This window comes from Microbacterium sp. A93 (genome assembly GCF_051842835.1).
In genome coordinates this window covers 333,927-351,075 of sequence record NZ_JBPXMT010000002.1, presented here as the reverse complement: position 1 = coordinate 351,075, position 17,149 = coordinate 333,927, and the positions used below count along the sequence as shown (strand labels likewise).

Genomic DNA, 17,149 nt, shown 5'->3' with positions numbered 1-17,149 from the left:
CCGGTCAGGAACCGGCCGGTCCGCCGTGGCACTGCCCCACCACGTCGTAGGAGGAGGAGGGCTCGGTAGACTTCCGCCCATGACGCTTGACCACCACGCAGGTGCCGAGATGCCGCTCGTCGGCCGGGACCGGGTCCTCGACGGGTTGCTCCAGGCACTGTCCCGAGCCCGTCGCGGGGCCGTGCAGACGGTGGTGCTCAACGGGCCTTCCGGTGCCGGGAAGTCCGCCCTGCTGGACCACTTCCTGGCGCAGTGCGAGGCCGTGGGGTCCGAGGTCCGGATCCTGACCGCGGCCGGGGATGAGTGGGAGCGCGGGCTGGCCCTGTCCGGGTATTCGCAGTTGATGCACCGTGAACCCCTGCACTCGTCCAAAGGCATCGAGGGGGCGGTGCTGCCGCGCCCGGAGGTCGAGATGGACCTCACCCCGGCGCGCGCCGCCCACTTCGCGGACACCCTGGCGGCGCACATCATGGCACTGCAGGCCCGGTCCTGCGTGGTGGTGGCCATCGACGACGTGCACCTGCTGGACGAGCCGAGCCTGCGGGTGCTGCTGTTCGCACTGCGGCGCATCCACCGGCAGAAGGTTCTCTTCGTCCTCACCCTGGACCACGCCCGGGCCCACCATGTTCCTCCCGGCCTGCTCGACCTGCTGAACAGCCACCGGGTGGAACACCTCCGGCTGGGTCCATTGGAGGCCGAGGACGTGCGGGAGCTCGCGCGGCGCCGGTTCTCCCTCGATCTCGGCTCCACCGCCGCCCACGGGTTGGTCCGTCACACCCGGGGGATGCCCCAACCGATCGTGGAGCTGCTGGGGGAGCTGCCGCCGGAGACCTGGCAGTCCTGGTTCCCCAGCCTGCCGGCCAGCTCGCGGACGCTGGCCCAGGTCCGCCGAGTCCTCGAGGACTCCTCGGAGGGGCTGGTCCGCGTGGCGGAGGCCGTGGCGGTCCTGGGCGGCGCCGCGACCACGGATGCGGTCGGGTATGTCAGCGGGGTGGAGACCCTGTTGGACGCCCTCGATGAGGGGCACCGGGCGCGGCTGCTGCGCCTGGCCGTCGACCCCACCCAGGCCCTGGTCGAGTTCGTGGTGCCGGGAGCCGCTGAAGCGGTCTATGCCCAGCTGCCGCCCAGCCGCGGCCAGCAGCTGCACTGCCGCGCGGCCGACGTCGTCCCCCAGGAGGGCGACCGCCTCGGTCACCGGGCGGCCGCCACCCTGGGGGTGGATGAGGACCTGGCGGTGGAGCTCGAGGACTTCGTGCGCCGTCGGGCCCAGGTGGGAGCCTGGAGTGATGTCGCCACCGCGCTCTTCGCCGCATCCCGGCTCTCTCCCAACCCGCCGGCCCGCAGCCAGCGGCTGCTGCGGGGCGTGGATGCGCTCGTGGCCTCCGGGAACATCTCCCAGGCGCAGATGTGGGCCGCGGCCGTGGAGGACATGCCCTCCTCCTCCCTGCGCTCCTCCGTGCTGGGCTATCTGTCCACCGCCTCCGGGCACAACAACACCGCCCGGACCCAACTGGAACAGGCCTGGGCGGACAGTGACCCCGAACGGGATCCCGCCGCCGCAGCCGCGGTGGCCCAGCGGATGGTGCTGCACGGGGTGGCCTCCTGGGACGGGCCCACCATGACCCTCTGGGCCGAACGGGCCATGGCCCTGACCGCTCCGGGCACCCCGGCCCACGTCGAGTCCGAGGCGATCTACGGGCTGGGTCTCTACGCCCAGGGGCGCACGGTGGAGGCCGGACGCAGCTACGTCCGGGCCTTCGAACATGTCGCGGAGAACGCCCAGAAACAGCGGATCCAGATGGGTTCGGCCTGGCTCGCGCTGCGGACGGACCAGGTGGAGACGGCGCTGGTGAACTTCGAGGCCGCCGTCCCCACCGAGCAGCGGGGCGGGTCCCTACGGATCTCCCTGTGGGCCGAGGCCTGGCTGGCCCGGACCCAGCTCACCCTGGGCGACTGGGACACCGCGGCCGCCACCGTCTCCCGCGCCGCCGTGCGGCTGGAGACCTCGCGGATGCCGCTGATCCGCCCCCTCCTCTACTGGACCGCCGCCGAGCTGTGGTCCATGCGGGGCGACTGGGAGCGCGCCCGGCGCTACGTCTCCCTGGCCGCCGTCCAGCCGGGGACCTACCGCGCCATGCAGGTGCCCTCCATCCTGGCGAGGGTGCGGTTCCACGAGGCCCGCTCGGACTATGCCAGCGCACTGGAAGCCCTGGAGCCGCTCGTGGAGATCGATCCATGGACCCAGGACCGCGTGTCCTTCTGGCCCTGGCAGGACACCTACGTCAACGCCCTGGTCATGACCAACCGGATCGAGGAAGCGGACCGGTTCCTCACCGGCTTCGAGGCCATCCGCCGGGAGAAGCCGGTGCCGTCCGACCTGGCTCGGATGGCCTGGGCCCGGGGCCGGATCACAGCCGCCCAGGGCGACCCGGACGCGGCGCGGGAGCAGTTCGAGGCCGCGCTGGAGCATCTTCGCGGACTGCAGCGGCCGTATCTGCGGGCCCGCATCAGCTTCGCCTTCGGTCAGAGCATGCGCCGGGCCGGCAAACGCGGCGTGGCCTCCTCCGTACTGCACTCCGCCCGGGACCTGTATGACAGCCTGGGGGCGGCCACCTACGTGGAACGGTGCGATAGGGAGTTGCAGGCCAGCGGCGTGGACGTCGGCCTGCTGGGGGAGGTGGTTGATTCCCCGGCCGGCGGATCGGACCGCACCGTTGCTGAGCTCACGGCGCAGGAACGGGCCGTCGCCGAACTCGTCGCCTCCGGGGCCACCAACCGGGAGGCGGCCCAGACGCTCTTCCTGGCTGAGAAGACCGTCCAGTACCACCTGACCCGGATCTACCGGAAGCTCGGCATCCGTTCCCGCAGCGCGCTCGCGGCGCGTTACCGGCCCAGCGGCTGAGCCGGCTGTGTCGGTTGAGTCGGCTGGGCTGGTTGAGCCGGTTGAGTTGGTTGGACCGGTTGCACCGGTTGCACCGGTTGCACCGACTGGGCCGGCCGGGCCAGCTGACTTGACCGGCCGTCGTCGGACGTTCCTGCCGGTCCGAAGGCGACCGCCGGGCCTGCTGCGGCCACCGGTGCATCCGCCGGCGCGTCCGCCGCGCGGGCGGCCTGCTCCAGCGCGCGCTGCCGGGGGACCCCCAAGGTGACGAGGGCGCCGAACAGGGCCACGGCCCCGAAGATGTAGAACGCGGAGCCGCCGCCGATCCCGAGTGCCACCAGCCAGCCGCCCACCAGAGGGCCGAGGACGCCGCCGATCCGGCCGAATCCGGCCACCCAGGACACCCCTGCGGCGCGGGCGTTGGTGGTGTAGTAGTTCGAGCTGAAGCCGTAGATCAGGACCTGGGTCCCCAAGGTGCCGACCCCGGCCACGGCGATGAACAGGAACAGTACCGGGGCGGGAAAGGAGAAGGTCATCAGCGCCAGGGTGATTGCGGCCAGCACGAACGTGGTGGCCACGATCCGCTGGGCGCCGAGTCGGTCCGCGGCCTTCGAGGCGATGACGCCACCCAGGACGGCGCCGCTGTTGAGGATCAGCAGGAACGCCAGCGAGTAGTTGGTGCCGAAGCCGTAGCCCTCCATGATGCGCGGCAGCCACGTGTTCAGTCCGTAGGTCAGCAGCAGGCCGGAGAAGGACATGAATCCGAGCAGGATGGTGGCCACGAGGAACTGACGCGAGAAGACGGCGGCGAAGCCGCGGCGGGCGGGGGCCGCGCCCTTCTCCTGCACGATCTCCTCCTCCAGCAGCGGGATGCCGGTCTTCGCGGAGGCGGCATGAGCCTGCTCGGTCCGGCCGCGGGAGAGCAGCCAGCGCGGGGACTCGGGCAGCTTGAACCAGGCCAAGGGGAGCAGGAACAGGATGGGGGTGGCACCGAGCATGAAGAGCCCGCGCCAGCCGAGGGGTTCCAGCAGCAGGATCCCGAGCAGCGCCGCGATCACGCCGCCCGCCGGGATGCCGGAGTAGACCACGGCGTTGTAGAAGTTGCGGCGGCCGGCGGGGGCGAACTCGGCCATGGTGGCCCCCGCCGTGGCGAGGATGACGCCGAGTCCGAGCCCGGTGAGCAGGCGCATCGCGCCGAACGCGGGCACCGTGGTGGTCAGCGCGGTGATGAACATGCCGAGGGAGAACCAGGCGATGCCGCCCAGGATCAGCCGGCGGCGGCCGAAGTAGTCGCCGAGGAAGCCGCACGTGAGCGAACCGATGAGCACCCCGATCAGCGCGAGGGACCCGAGGGTGCCGGCCGCGGCCTCGTCGACGGCCCCGAGGTGGCTGGGATCGTCCAGGAGGGTGGAGAGCACGGTGCCGTAGATGGTCAGGTCGAAGCCGTCGAACACGAGGGCCATGCAGACGATGGCGGCCACCCAGTTGGCGGTGCGTCTCTCCTTCCGCTGGTCGTGTGTGATGCCGCCGGCGGCGGGGGAGTGCAAGGTCATGACCGGGGTCCTCTCGGGTCAAGGGTGGCGCGGGTACTGACGGCCGGGATCCAGCGTGACATTGCGGTGACGCCCGTCACATCAGGGGTTTGCCCGGGGACTCGTCAGGGGGCGCTCCGGGGGTGGTGTGGAATGCGGGGCATCAGGTCGGGAAGCGTCTGGATCGCCGGTGGATGCGTCTTGCCCGGGGGTGCTGTGAGGTGGTGGGCGTCACAGGCGGATCGCTAGGGTGGAGGCATGATCAATCCCGCACGCCTGCACTCCGACCAGTCGCGGCTGGACCGCGAGACCGCCATGCTCCTGGCCACCGTCGAGTCCCTCTCGGAGGACGAGCTGGCCGCTCCCTCCCAGTGTGAGGGCTGGAGCCGGGCGGACGTCGTGGCGCATCTGGCCTCCAACGCCCGCGCCCTGATCCGGATGGTGGACTGGGCCGTCACCGGTGAGGAGCAGCCTGTGTACGCCTCCCCGGAGGCCCGTGCTGAGGACATCGCCCGGATCGCGGCACTGCCCCGGAAGGAACTCATCGCCGATCTGAGCGAGGCCTCCCGGGCCTTCGCCGAGCAGTCCGAGCGGCTGGCCGGCGAGATCCGGGCCGAGGAGGTGCGGATCGGCGCCACGCCCATCCCGGCCACCTCGCTGGTAGCCCTGCGGATCTCCGAGGTGGTGGTCCACCACGCTGACCTGGACACCGCGTGGACCATCGAGGAGGCGGACCCGGACTCCCTGCTCAACGCCGTGGAGGCCGCCGTCCGGGCCATGCGCGTTCGGCAGGCTCCTGGCATGACGCTGGTGACCGAGGAACGTGACGAATGGGTAATCGGTGACGGTGCCCTGAAGGTCGAGTCTGACCGGGAGGGCCTGCTGGCCTGGCTGGCCCGGGGCGAGACCGAAGGCGTCGAGGCCGACGACCCGCTGCCGGAGCTGCCGGCCTGGTAACCCACCCCGTTTCAGGCGCAAAGTGACCCCACCCTCGTCGATGTGACGGGGTGGGGTCACTGTGCGTCCGGGTGTCAGGCGGGCGCCGGCGGGCACCTGCAAGATCCAGCCGCTGATCGGCCACCGCATCAACCTGAGCCGGGCTGCCGAGTAGCCCGGCAGTACCACCGAGCAGCCCTGCGGTATGGGTGACAGCCGGAGGCCCCGATGAGACGACATCGAATAGTGACCCTTGTCACCATGCTGTAAATGGTGCAATATCAGACATATCAATCGCATCAATTTTGCGAATAAGCCGAACGTGAGGACAAGGTATGAAGACCGTTGGCGCGCTGCTGTGGGAACCTGGCACTAATTCCGGTTGGTCCGTGGAAGAGATCGAGTTGGACGGACCCAAGACAGGCGAGGCGACCGTCAAGTTGGCTGCCTCGGGCATCTGCCACAGCGACGACCACCTGGACACCGGTGATATCCCCTTGCCGTGGGCTCCGGTCCTGGGCGGGCATGAAGGTGCCGGCGTCGTGACAGAGATCGGCGAGGGCGTGGTGGACCTCGAGGTGGGAGACCATGTGGTGCTCTCGTTCCTGCCGAGCTGCGGTAAGTGCCGCATGTGCGTGAGCGGCCAGTCCAACATGTGTGACCTCGGCTCCGGAGTCCTCGGTGGCACGTCCCCCGACGGCACCCATCGGATCCACGCCCAGGGCAAGGGCGTGGGGGCCATGTCGTACCTCGGTACGTTCGCCCCCTACGTGACGGTGCCCGTCACGGCTCTGGTCCGCATCGACAAGGACATCCCGTTGAAGGCAGCGGCTCTGATCGGCTGCGGCGTGCCCACTGGATGGGGTTCGGCGGTGTACTCGGCCGACATGCAGCTGGGCGACACGGTCGTCATCATCGGCACCGGAGGTGTGGGCATGAACGCGGTGCAGGGATCACGCCAGAAGGGCGCCAAGCACATCATCGCGGTCGATCCGGTCGCCTCCAAACGCGAAGCTGCACCACAGTTCGGCGCAACCCACACCGCCAAGGACCTTGCCGAGGCAGCGGAGCTCGTCGCCGGCTTCACCAACGGCCAGGGCGCGGACCGCGTCATCGTGACGGTCGGCGTGCTCACCCCGGAGATCCTGCAGCCGGCCCAGGAGATGACCCGTCGCGGCGGAACCATCGTGCTCACCTCGGCCGCACCGGTGATGCAGCGGGACATCCAGCTCGACCTCTTCACGCTGGCGATGTCGGGTAAGCGACTGCAGGGCACCCTCTACGGCTCGACGAACGCCCGCAACGACATCCCGCTGATCGCGGACCTGTATCGCCGAGGGGAGCACAAGCTCGACGAACTCATCACCAAGGAGTACAAACTGGAGGACATCAACACGGCCTTCCAGGACATGCGTGGGGGCAAGAACATCCGCGGCGTCATCGTGTACGAGGACTGATCGCCATGGCGACCGACACAGCCCAGGACAAGAAGGTCGTCGAGGCATACCTCGACGCAGTCGGCACCCTCGACGTCGCCAGTGTGGCGCCGCTCTTCCACGAGGATGGCCGGTTGCTCCTGCCTTACGCGCCGCTGGGGATACCCCACGAGGTGGCGGGGCGGTCCGCCATCAACGACTACTACGGGGCGCTCCCGCAGATGATCACCGCGCTGAACTTCTCCGACTACAAGGTGTTGGCGGTGGAGAACGAGGGGGAGTACGTGGCGGAATACACCTCCAATGCCTCGATGCGGGTCACCGGGTCGACCTACCGCAACACCTACATCACCAAGGTGACGGTGAAGGACGGGCTGATCTCCGAGCTCACGGAGTTCTTCGACCCGATCCTCTTGGTCGAGGCCATGGGTGGCAAGGTCGTATCCCCGGATGCGGCCAGTCCCTCGGCCTGAGGACATGAGGGCCTGAGGGCCTGAGGGCTCCGGACCAGACCCGGTCCGGAGCCTTCGCCGTGTCCGTGGCGCCGGCCGGGTAACGGCTAGCATCGAACCATCAGGCCACCCTCCGGTGGTCAGACACCAAGCGACGGACAGCGGCCGCCGGGCGGCACGCGCCACGGAGTTCGCCACGAAGATGGGGTGACACGACTCGTGATCGGTTATGCCGCGATGCTCGAGCAGTTCGCGCCTCGAGAGGCTCTGGAACTCTCCGAATACGCGGAACGCCACGGGTTCTCCGGCACCATGGCCAGCGACCATTTCCAGCCGTGGTTGCCCCAGCAGGGTGAGGCCTCGTTCGTGTGGAACGTCCTGGCCGCGTTGGGCGAACGCACCTCGGGGGATATCGGACCCGGCGTGACCACGCCGTCCTTCCGCTGGCATCCGGCCATGGTGGCCCAGGCCAGTGCGACACTGGCTGCCATGTACCCCGGCCGCCACTGGCTCGGTCTCGGCTCTGGAGACGCGATCAGCGAACACGTCACGGGCGAATACTGGCCCGAGGCACCGGGTCGCATCAACCGGATGTTCGAGGCGATCGACATCATCAAGAAGCTCTTCACGGCCTCGGCGGCCGGCCGGGACGTGCGGCACGAGGGGAAGTACTTCAACCTGGAGACCACCCGTCTGTGGACCATGCCGGATGAGGCCCCGCCCATCTACGTGGCCACCTCCGGACCGGTGACGGCCCGGCGCGCGGGCAAGAGTGTCGACGGCATCATCACCACCGGGCTGTCCTACGAACGACTGGCACAACTGCTGGAACGCTTCGCGCAGGGGGCCCGGGAGTCCGGACGCGATCCGGACGGACTGCGCAAAGTCCTGAGACTCCACCTCAGCTGGGCCGAGACGGACGAAGAGGCGATGGCCAACGCGCTCCACGAATGGCCGAACGGCGCCCTGCGCGGCAACCTCGGTGACATCAGGTCCCCCTTCGATGTCAAGGCGATGGCGAACGTCGTCCGACCCGAGCACTTCGCGGGGCAACTGCCGGTCTCGGCGGACCCGGACGTCCACCGGGTCGCGATCCAACGCTGCCTCGACCTCGGATTCGACCAGATCTACCTTCACAATGTGGGGCGCAACCAGCGCGAATGGATCCAGGTCTTCGGACGGGACGTCCTCCCGGGACTCACCCGATGAACAGGAGACCATCAAGCCGAGGGCCCCGCGAGGCGCACGACCAGAAAGGGGACGCGACATGAGGATCACCGTGTTGGCCGGAGGTGTCGGCGGGGCGAAATTCGTCCGTGGGCTGCGGGCGGCGGCGCCGGATGCGGACATCACCGTGGTGGTCAATACGGGGGATGATCTGTGGCTCAGCGGGGTACGACTTCAACCCGACCTGGATTCGATCCTGTATGCCTTGGCCGGCGTCAACGACGAGGAACGTGGCTGGGGACGCGTTGGGGAATCAGAACGCGTGTCGGCCGAGATGCAGGCATGGGGTGCGGGATGGCCGTGGTTCACCCTCGGAGACCTCGATTTGGGCACGCATCTGGCGCGGACCGGGTGGTTGCGTGAGGGCCTGACACCGGCGGAGGTGGCCGAACGCCTGTCGCGTCGCTGGCCGCTCGGCGTCCGGCTGATCCCCATGACCAACGACGAGGTCGACACCCACGTCGAGGTCGAGACGGGAACGCTGCACTTTCAGGAGTGGTGGACCCGGCATCGTGCCCGGTTGAGGCCTCTGGGGTTCTCCAACCCCGGCATGGACCAGGCCGGACCCGCCCCGGGGGTGCTGGAATCGATCGGCGAGGCCGACGCCGTGCTTCTCGCCCCCTCCAACCCTGTGGTCTCGGTCGGCCCCATTCTGGCCGTGCCGGGCATCGCCGATGCAGTCCGGGGCACGCGGGCCGGTACTGCCGGGGTTTCGCCGATCATCGCAGGATCGGTGGTGCGCGGGATGGCCGATGTCTGCCTCGAGGCGATCGGTGTCGATTCAACCGCGGTGGCGGTGGGCCGGCACTTCGGCCGTCGCGCGGACGGAGGCCTGTTGGATGCCTGGCTGGTCGGGGAGGAGGACCGGGACGCACCGGGAACCGCACCGGAGTGGATGCACGTCCGTCCGTTGTGGATGTCCGAACCGGGCCTGGCCTCGGCCTTGGCCTTGGATGCCCTGGAGCTGGCCCTAGGCCGCTGAGGGCTGAGGGCGCGTCCGTCAGCGGCCGGCGGTCACCTGCAGCAGGGGCAGCCCCGCAGCCCGGACGAACATAGTCGTCCGCGGACCGATCCGCCAGGACAGATGGTCCACCGTGTCCACGTCGCGGCGCAGGGTTGAGGCGGTGCGGATCGGCAGGTCCGCATGGCCCAGGTGCTGGTGGTGCAGGGCTGAGTCGGTGCCGAAGGCTGTGGTGAGCCGGACACCGGACCGGGACGTCAGCAGGGTGGTGCCGGTGCCCTCGACGTCGCGCACGAGGCCGCGGTCGAGGCCTCCGGCGGCGTCGAGGGCTTCGCTGAGGTCGGCGGGGTCCAGTCCGGAGAGGTCTCCCAGGAGGACGGCCCGGGGGGCGTGCTCGGACACGGTGGCCAATCCCAGGGCGATGGCGGCATCGATGGTCGTTGTTCGGGGTTCCAGGACCAGCCGTGCCCCGCGGGGCAGGTCCCAGGAAGGATCGGAGGAGATGACGATGACCTCCTCGACGCGGGGGCAGGCGCAGGCCGCCGCCAGGGTGTCCAGCGCGATGGCCTGTGCCAGCGGGGGGCGGTCCCGGTCGGGTACCGCGAGGCGGGACTTGCCGGTGGCCGGGGGTTTGAGCGGGATGAGGACGGTCCAGCCGGTGGGCGGGGCACTTCTTCGATCAGGCATCGCCGCCCCCTGAGTAGGCGAGCGTGGCGCCGACCGGTGGGGATACCACGTAGTGTTCCGGGTCGAACCGGGACAGTCGGTCGGCGAACTCCTGGGCGGTGCCGGGCCACAGCAGTACCTGGCGGTGTGCGTCGGGGTCGATGTACCAGCTGGTGCATCCGGAGAGCCACACGGTCGTGGCGCTGCGGTGGTCGATCTCCTGGATGTAGGCGGCCTCGGATTCGGGGGTGACGTCGAGAGCGGTGCCCGGGCTCAGGGTGGCCAACGCGCCGAGGAGGTATTCGACTTGGGCCTCGATCATCAGCAGTGAGGAGTTGTGGCCGAGCGTGGCGTGGGGGCCGTTGAGCACGAACATGTTGGGGAAGCCGCTGACCGAGGTGGAGGCGAAGGCCCTCATGCCGTGGCGCCAGTGTTCTGCCAGCCGTCGTCCCCCGCGGCCGGTGATGAGGCAGGCGTAGGGCTGGTGGACCGATTCGAAGCCGGTGGCGGCCACGACGACGTCGACCTCGTGGCGGGAGCCGTCCTCGGCGACCACGGTGGAGCCCTCGAACGCGGACAGGGCCGAGGGCACGAGCGTGACGTGGGGACGTCCCAGGGCCGGGTAGTACTCGTCGGAGAAGAGTGCACGCTTGCAGCCGAACTCGTCACCGGGCGTGAGTGCTTCCCGGAGGCCGGCGTCCTGGACCTGGTCCGCCAGATGTCCCAGGGCGCGCCGGGTGAGGCGTTGGCGGGCCGGGCCCTCGCGTAGGCGCGCCTCGTGGCCTTGTTCGGCTTCTGCGAAGAGGCCGTCGCGTAGCGCGCGGAGTCGGCCGGGTTCTGTGGCCAGCGATCGTTGTTCCGTGGTGGTGTACTCGTGGTCGTCGCGGGGCAGGATGTAGGTGGCGCTACGCTGCAGCACCACGACCTCGCGCGCCCGCCGGGCGATGTGCGGGAGCAGCTGGACGGCGGAGGCCCCGGTGCCGACGAGGGCCACGCGGGCCCCGTCCAGTGGAACCTCGGGGTCCCAGCGGGCGGAGTGGATCACGGGGCCGGCAAAAGTCCCCGTCACGTCGGGGAGCCGGGGCTCGTTCAGGCGACCACAGGCCATCACGAGCGCCTGAGCGTGGACGGTGCCGGCCGTCGTCGTGATGATCCAGTGCCGGGCCGTCTCGTCCCATGCGGCTGCGAGCATGCGGACCGAGAGGCGGATCCGGTCGGCCACCGGGGCGGCCGATTCCTCCAGGTAGGTCTGGATCTCCGCTCCCGGGGCGAAGCGTCGGGTGAACCACGGGTGGGGTCTGAAGGAGTAGCAGTAGAGGTGTGAGGGGATGTCGCAGGCGACGCCGGGGTACCTGTTGTCGTGCCAGGTCCCGCCGACCGTCGGGGATTGCTCCAGGACCAGGAAGGATGATTCGCCGGCCGCTTCGAGTCTCAGTGCGGCGCCGAGTCCGGCGAACCCGGCGCCGATGATGGCGACCCGCACGCTGCTGGGCATGCTGCTGGTCATGGTGTCTTCGCCGGGGCGACCCCGTAGGTCGTGGTGCGCAGTCGTAGCTGCCGGCCCAGGGACTTGGCCATCCGGGTCGCGGCCTGAACGGTCAGTTCCTGGCCGTACTCCACGCCGGCCTCGGGGACGACGCGGCCGTCCAGGAGCACGCCGCCGAAGTCGTCGGCACCGCTGCGCAGGGCCAGTAGCGCCCCTTCTGGGCCCAGGCGTGTCCAGGCGGCCTGGAGGTGGGGGATGGCCCCGTACAGGCCGATGCGGCTGACGGCATGGACCACCCGGTGGTCGCGGTCCGTGGCGCCGGGCATCGGCATCGGCACGAACTCGGTGAAGCCTCCGGTCTTCTCCTGCAGGGCCCGCAGGCTCGTGAGGTGTCCGGCCCGGTCCGCCGCCGTCTCACCGTGGCCGTAGAACATGACGCTGGTCGAGCGCAGTCCCAGGGTGTGGGCGGCCGTGATCGACCGGATCCAGTCTTCGACGGGGAGGTCTTCGGGGAAGGAGCGCTGCCGGATCCGTTCGTCGAGGATCTTCACGCCCGTTCCGGGAACGGTGTCGACCCCCGCCGCCTGGAGGGCCTCCAGATGGTCGGTCAGGCTCCGGCCGGTGCGTCGGGCGCCGTCGAGCACATCGGCCGGGCGGAAGGCATGCAGGTGGATCTGGGGTGCGGCCGCTTTGACGGCTCGGGCCAGCTGTTCGTAGACCGTGGCCGGGGCGTGGGCCGGGGCCGTGCCCTGGATGCACAGCTCGGTGGCGCCCAGGTTCCAGGCATCGGCGGCGACGGCGGCGGCCACCTCGGGGTCCGTGACCTGGCTGCTGTCCAGGTTGCGGTTGACGACGAGGGTCGCGGTCGGACCGACGACGCTGCGGCGTAGGCCGTCGGCGAGCTCCGTCAGCCGGTCCAGATCAGTGCCATCCATCTGGAGCAGCCCGGTCAGCTCGTCCTGGTCCAGGTCCGCGGGGCTGTTCTCGGCCCGGTCGAGCAGGCTGGATGACCGGCCCGAGACGCCCCGGCGGCCCGGGGTGCCTGAGCTTTCTGCCGTCTGGTCGGGTCGGGGGCCGATGGTCACGGCCACCGACCGCGACGGCACCGGTGCCTGCTGTCCGGAGGCTGGGGCTGGTCGTGCGGTGGCGTCGGCGAGGTGGTCCTCGTCGGCCAGCCGGAGTACGGCGTCGTGCAGGGCCGGGTCGATCCAGGACTCCCGGTCGGTGATGTAGTGCGGGTGGGCGGTGAGTCGTTCCCGCAGGGTGTATCCGTTGGACGTGGTCAGGGACTGAAGCTCAGTGACCTGTGGCCACGGGCGTTCCGGGTTCACGTGGTCTGCGGTCAGCGGGCTGACACCGCCCCAGTCGTCGATCCCGGCCTGGATCAACAGGGAGAGCTCGGCCGGGTCGCTGAGGTTGGGTGGCGCCTGGATGCGGGCATCGGGGCCCATCACCAGCCGGGCGGTGGCGATCGCGGCCAGGTAGGACTCCAGGTCTGCGTCCGGTGCGCCCTGCATCGCGGTGGCGGGCTTGGCCCGGAAGTTCTGGATGATGATCTCCTGGACGTGGCCGTGACGGTCGGAGAGGTCCTTCAGGGCCTGGATGCTCTCGGCCAGTTCCTGGGTGGTCTCTCCGATGCCGATCAGCACGCCGGTGGTGAAGGGGATGCGCAGGGTGCCGGCGTCCTGGAGCGTCTGCAGGCGCACTGCGGGGTCTTTGTCCGGGGAGCCGTAGTGGGCCTGGCCGGGTTCCTCGAAGAGCCGGCGGGAGGTGGTCTCGAGCATCATGCCCATCGAGGGGGCGGTGGGCCGCAGTCGCTGTAGCTCGGCGTGGGTCATCACCCCGGGGTTCAGGTGGGCCAACAATCCCGTTTCGGCCGTGATGCGGCGGGCCAGGTGTCCGATGTAGTCGATGGTGGAGGAGAAACCGTGTTCGTCCAGCCACTGCCGCGCGATCGGCCAGCGGTCCTCCGGGCGGTCACCCAGGGTCAGCAGGGCTTCCTTGCAGCCGGCGGCGGCGCCCTGGTGGGCGATCGCCAGGACCTGGTCCTCACTCAGATAGGGCGGAAGGCCCTTGGTGGCGAGCTTGCCCGGGGTGTCCACGAAGGTGCAGTAGTGGCACCGGTCCCGGCACAGGGTGGTCACCGGGACGAAGACCTTGCGGGACCAGGTGATGGTGCGGGGCCGGCCTGCTCGCTCGAGGCCGGCGTCGCGCACCTCGGACGCCTGGCCCATCAGCGCACGCAGCTCGCTGCCGCGGGCGCGCAGGCCCGTCTCAGGGTGGAACGTCAGGGTTGATGTCATGGGTCGACTCCGGAGAAGGTGATTGAGCCTCGAATAGGGACCAGCCAGAGGACCGTCGACCCATGACGGGGTCGATGTTGCCCGCTAAGCGCAGCAGGCGGTGAACTGTAGTCTAGGCCACATTCTCTCATCTGGAGAATGGTTATCATGGATTTTCTCGGACGGTGACCCCCTCCTCTGGAGCTTCGACGCCCCGATGCGGCGCACCCGTGCGGGGCGACCGGTCAGGACTCCCAGCGCCGGAACAGTGCGGCGATGGCCTGGCCGCCGCCGATGCACAGGGTGGCGATGCCGTACTCCAATCCCCGCCGCTGCAGGTCCTTCGCAACCCGGAGGGCCAGGATGGCACCGGTGGCTCCGATCGGGTGACCCAGCGCGATGGCCCCGCCATAGGGGTTGGTGGTCTCCGGGTCCAGGCCGGTGTCGCGGATGACAGCAATGGCCTGGGACGCGAAGGCCTCATTGAGCTCGACCATCCCGATGTCCCGGGGTGTCAGGCCGGTCTCAGCGAAGAGCTTCCTCAGGGCCAGAGTGGGGGCATAGCCCATGATGGTCGGATCGATCCCCGCCACGGTGACGTGCTCGAGGGTGACCAGGGCGGAGAGTCCACGCTCCTTCAGCGTGCTCTCCCGCATCATGACCAGGGCCGCGGCGCCGTCATTGATCCCCGAGGCATTTCCGGCGGTGACGGAGCCGTCCTTGCGGAAGGCCGGACGTAGGCTCGACAGGCTTTCCAAGGTGGTGTCGGCGCGTGGGAACTCGTCGTCGGTAACCGTGACGGGCTTCCGGCCGGTGGTGGTGACCGGGACGATCTCCTCGGCGAAGGCCTGCCTGGCGGCGGACTGTGCGGCCCGCTGCTGGCTCTGCAAGGCGAACTCGTCCTGCTCGGCGCGGCTCACGCTGAACTTCTGGGCCACGTTCTCCGCGGTGACGCCCATGTGTTCGGTGCTGAACGGGTCGGTGAGCATACCGAGGGTCCCGTCGATCAGGGTCCGGTTGCCGAGGCGGCCGTTGTTCCGGGCCTCGTAGTCGAGGAAGGGCATGCGGGACATCGATTCGTTGCCCCCCGCGAGGACCACATCTGCACTGCCCCAGCGGAGCGTCTGCGCCGCAGACCACACGGCCTGCAGGCCACTGCCGCACAGGCGGTTCACGCTCAGGGCGGTGGTGGACGGGTCCAGCCCCGCGGCCAGGGCGACCCGTCTCGCGTTGTAGGCGTCCGGTCCCACCTGGCCGACGCAGCCCATGATGACCTCATCCACCGCATCGGCGCCGATCCCGCTGCGTTCCAGCGCAGCCGTGGCGACCGCTGCTCCCAATTCGTGGGCCGGCATGTCCTTGAACGCCCCGGCGAAACGGCCGACGGGGGTCCGGGCGCCGTCAACGATCACGATCTTGTCTGCTGTCATTTCATTTCTCTTCCGTTGGGGCCTGTTGCGGCTCTGGAACTATCGACTGGTGTAGCCGGCATCGACGTGGACGGTCGTGCCGGTGACGTAGGAGGACTGATCGGAAGCCAGCCACAGCGTCGCCTGGGCGACTTCCTCTGCGGTTCCGAGGCGGTTGAGCAGGCCCATCTGCGGGGCCAGGTCCTCCACCGTGGTGCCGTGGCGTGCCATGGATGAACGCAGCATGGGCGTGTCAATGGCGCCCGGCGCCACACCATTCACTCGGATGTTGCGTGGGCCGTTCTCCAGGGCTGCCACCTTGGTCAGCCCCACCACGCCGTGCTTGGCGGCCACGTAGGCGGCGGCGTTGGCCTTCGGCCGGAAGCCGCGCACGGAGGACACGTTGACGATCGAACCACCGGTGCCCTGTCGGATCAGATGGCGGATCTCGTACTTCAGGCAGAGGGCCACACCCCGCAGGTTGACGGACATGAGGCGGTCCCAGTAGTCCTCATCGAGCTCGTCCAAGGGGGCGTCATCGGGCGTGATGGCCGCATTGTTCACTGCCACGTCCAGCCGACCGTAGGTGTCGACGACGGAGTCGACCATGGCCTCCACCTCCTTCGAGGTGGATACGTCGACCTTCACGAAGCACGCGATATGGCCTTCGGCCGTCAGCCCGTCGACGGTCCGTCGCCCGGCCTCGGCGTCCAGGTCCGCCACGACCACCCGGGCCCCGGACCGGGCGAAGAGCTCGGCGGTAGCGGCGCCCATGCCCATGCCGGCGCCGGTCACCAGGGCCACCTTGCCGTGGAGCGTCGGTGCGATCATCGGGCGCTGCCGACCTCCTGCCCGGTGACCGGGGGACGGAAGGCCGGGAGCACCTCGTTCTTGAACAGCTCGAGGCTGCGCAGCACCTGTTCCTGGGCCAGCTCGAACCACTGCATGCGCAGCACGATGTAGGTCAGGCCCTGGGCCTCGAGGTCTTTGAGGGAGGAGATGACCGAGGCTGGATCGGCGAAGAGATACGACGAGTCGGCCGTCTGCGTGGCCGCCTGGGCGGACGCCAGGTGGGCGTAGTTGCCGGTCTGGTCCGGGGCGTTGTACCGCGCATATTCTCTGCTCAGGGCATTGCGGGCCCCGAGCCCGATCTCCCGTGCGCGGTCTGCATCGGGGTCCAGGACCAGTTCGCGGCGCACCACGAGTTCCGAGGCTCGGCCCAGACCCAGCCTCTCGCGCTCGGCCCGGTAATGGCCGAGGACGGTCTCCAGCTTCTCGGGGGAGGTGTGCGGTGGCACGATCCAGGCGTCGCCGAGCCGTGCGGCCCGTTCAGCGCCCTTACGGTGGGCGCCGGCGCCGATCCAGATGGGCGGACCGCCCGGCTGAACCGGGGCCAGGCTGATCCGCTCGTCGTCGATCTTGAAATGCTGGCCTTCGAAGCTGGTGCGTTCGCCACTCCAGAGCCGGCGGACGATCTCGATGCTCTCCTCATAGCGTGCGATGCGTTCGTCCATGGGCACGCCGAAGGCCTTGAACTCGTTCTCCCGGTAGCCCATGCCAAAGCCGGCGATGGTGTTGCCGTTGGTGAGGTGGTCCAGGGTGGAGAACTCCTCGGCCACGCCGACCGGGTGCCTCAGCGGCAGGATGTACATGTTGGTGCCCAGCTTCATCTCGCCGGCGTCCTGGGCGAGGGCCGAGAGCAGGTGGACCGGCTGCAGCGTGGGCATCGCGCCGAGGTAGTGCTGCAGCACCCACAGTGAGTCGATGCCGGCGTCGCGAGCTGCGCGAACCTGCTCGCGCAGCATCGAGATCCGGCTGGCCGGGACCACATGCTCCGGGAAGTCGTTCATCAGGGCGAGGCCGAATTTCAGCGCCATCGGG

General features: G+C 69.5%; 13 protein-coding genes. 6 read left to right on the top strand and 7 right to left on the bottom strand.

What is annotated here, in order from left to right:
• Nucleotides 1–79 precede the first annotated feature (79 nt).
• A complete protein-coding gene (locus tag ACSU1G_RS05860; protein ID WP_439278984.1) occupies nucleotides 80–2,902 on the top strand; it encodes an AAA family ATPase in 2,823 nt (940 codons plus the stop codon).
• Here ACSU1G_RS05860 and ACSU1G_RS05855 read toward each other — a convergent pair.
• A complete protein-coding gene (locus ACSU1G_RS05855) occupies nucleotides 2,884–4,434 on the bottom strand; it encodes an MFS transporter (RefSeq protein ID WP_439278983.1) in 1,551 nt (516 codons plus the stop codon). The two genes, ACSU1G_RS05860 and ACSU1G_RS05855, sit on opposite strands and share 19 nt — an antisense overlap.
• Before the next feature lie 237 nt (nucleotides 4,435–4,671).
• Here ACSU1G_RS05855 and ACSU1G_RS05850 point away from each other — a divergent pair, with 237 nt between their 5' ends.
• From ACSU1G_RS05850 to cofD, 5 genes are all read left to right on the top strand, one after another.
• Nucleotides 4,672–5,370: a maleylpyruvate isomerase family mycothiol-dependent enzyme gene (locus ACSU1G_RS05850; protein ID WP_439278982.1), complete on the top strand. Its 699-nt coding sequence runs from the start codon at nucleotides 4,672–4,674 to the stop codon at nucleotides 5,368–5,370.
• 314 nt (nucleotides 5,371–5,684) lie between these two features.
• Nucleotides 5,685–6,806 (top strand): NDMA-dependent alcohol dehydrogenase, encoded by a 1,122-nt coding sequence (locus tag ACSU1G_RS05845; protein WP_439278981.1) that lies wholly within the window; start codon nucleotides 5,685–5,687, stop codon nucleotides 6,804–6,806.
• A gap of 5 nt (nucleotides 6,807–6,811) precedes the next feature.
• Complete coding sequence (locus ACSU1G_RS05840; protein WP_439278980.1) at nucleotides 6,812–7,258, top strand: nuclear transport factor 2 family protein; 447 nt, start codon at nucleotides 6,812–6,814, stop codon at nucleotides 7,256–7,258.
• A 186-nt stretch (nucleotides 7,259–7,444) separates the two neighbouring features.
• A complete protein-coding gene (locus tag ACSU1G_RS05835; RefSeq protein ID WP_439278979.1) occupies nucleotides 7,445–8,446 on the top strand; it encodes a TIGR03557 family F420-dependent LLM class oxidoreductase in 1,002 nt (333 codons plus the stop codon).
• A gap of 58 nt (nucleotides 8,447–8,504) precedes the next feature.
• The gene (cofD, locus tag ACSU1G_RS05830; RefSeq protein ID WP_439278978.1) at nucleotides 8,505–9,446 is read left to right on the top strand and encodes a 2-phospho-L-lactate transferase; all 942 of its coding nucleotides are present in this window, start codon (nucleotides 8,505–8,507) and stop codon (nucleotides 9,444–9,446) included.
• Between the two features lie 18 nt (nucleotides 9,447–9,464).
• Here cofD and ACSU1G_RS05825 read toward each other — a convergent pair whose 3' ends face one another.
• The 6 genes from ACSU1G_RS05825 to ACSU1G_RS05800 form a co-directional block, all read right to left on the bottom strand.
• On the bottom strand, nucleotides 9,465–10,112 hold the full coding sequence (locus tag ACSU1G_RS05825; RefSeq protein WP_439278977.1) for a 2-phospho-L-lactate guanylyltransferase: 648 nt from the start codon (nucleotides 10,110–10,112) through the stop codon (nucleotides 9,465–9,467).
• A complete protein-coding gene (locus tag ACSU1G_RS05820) occupies nucleotides 10,105–11,598 on the bottom strand; it encodes a flavin-containing monooxygenase (RefSeq protein WP_439278976.1) in 1,494 nt (497 codons plus the stop codon). Before ACSU1G_RS05820 ends, ACSU1G_RS05825 begins: the two co-directional genes overlap by 8 nt.
• Nucleotides 11,595–13,880, bottom strand: a complete 2,286-nt coding sequence (gene cofG / locus ACSU1G_RS05815; protein WP_439278975.1) for a 7,8-didemethyl-8-hydroxy-5-deazariboflavin synthase CofG — start codon at nucleotides 13,878–13,880, stop codon at nucleotides 11,595–11,597. Before cofG ends, ACSU1G_RS05820 begins: the two co-directional genes overlap by 4 nt.
• Before the next feature lie 224 nt (nucleotides 13,881–14,104).
• On the bottom strand, nucleotides 14,105–15,289 hold the full coding sequence (locus ACSU1G_RS05810; RefSeq protein ID WP_439278974.1) for a thiolase family protein: 1,185 nt from the start codon (nucleotides 15,287–15,289) through the stop codon (nucleotides 14,105–14,107).
• Nucleotides 15,290–15,328: 39 nt separating this feature from the next.
• Nucleotides 15,329–16,099 carry an SDR family NAD(P)-dependent oxidoreductase gene (locus ACSU1G_RS05805; protein WP_439278973.1) on the bottom strand — a complete coding sequence of 257 codons (771 nt, stop codon included), beginning with the start codon at nucleotides 16,097–16,099 and terminating at the stop codon, nucleotides 15,329–15,331.
• Entirely contained in the window at nucleotides 16,096–17,145 is a 1,050-nt protein-coding gene (locus ACSU1G_RS05800) for an LLM class flavin-dependent oxidoreductase (protein WP_439278972.1), read from the bottom strand. The genes ACSU1G_RS05805 and ACSU1G_RS05800 overlap by 4 nt, the downstream gene beginning before the upstream one ends.
• Between the last annotated feature and the right edge of the window lie 4 nt (nucleotides 17,146–17,149).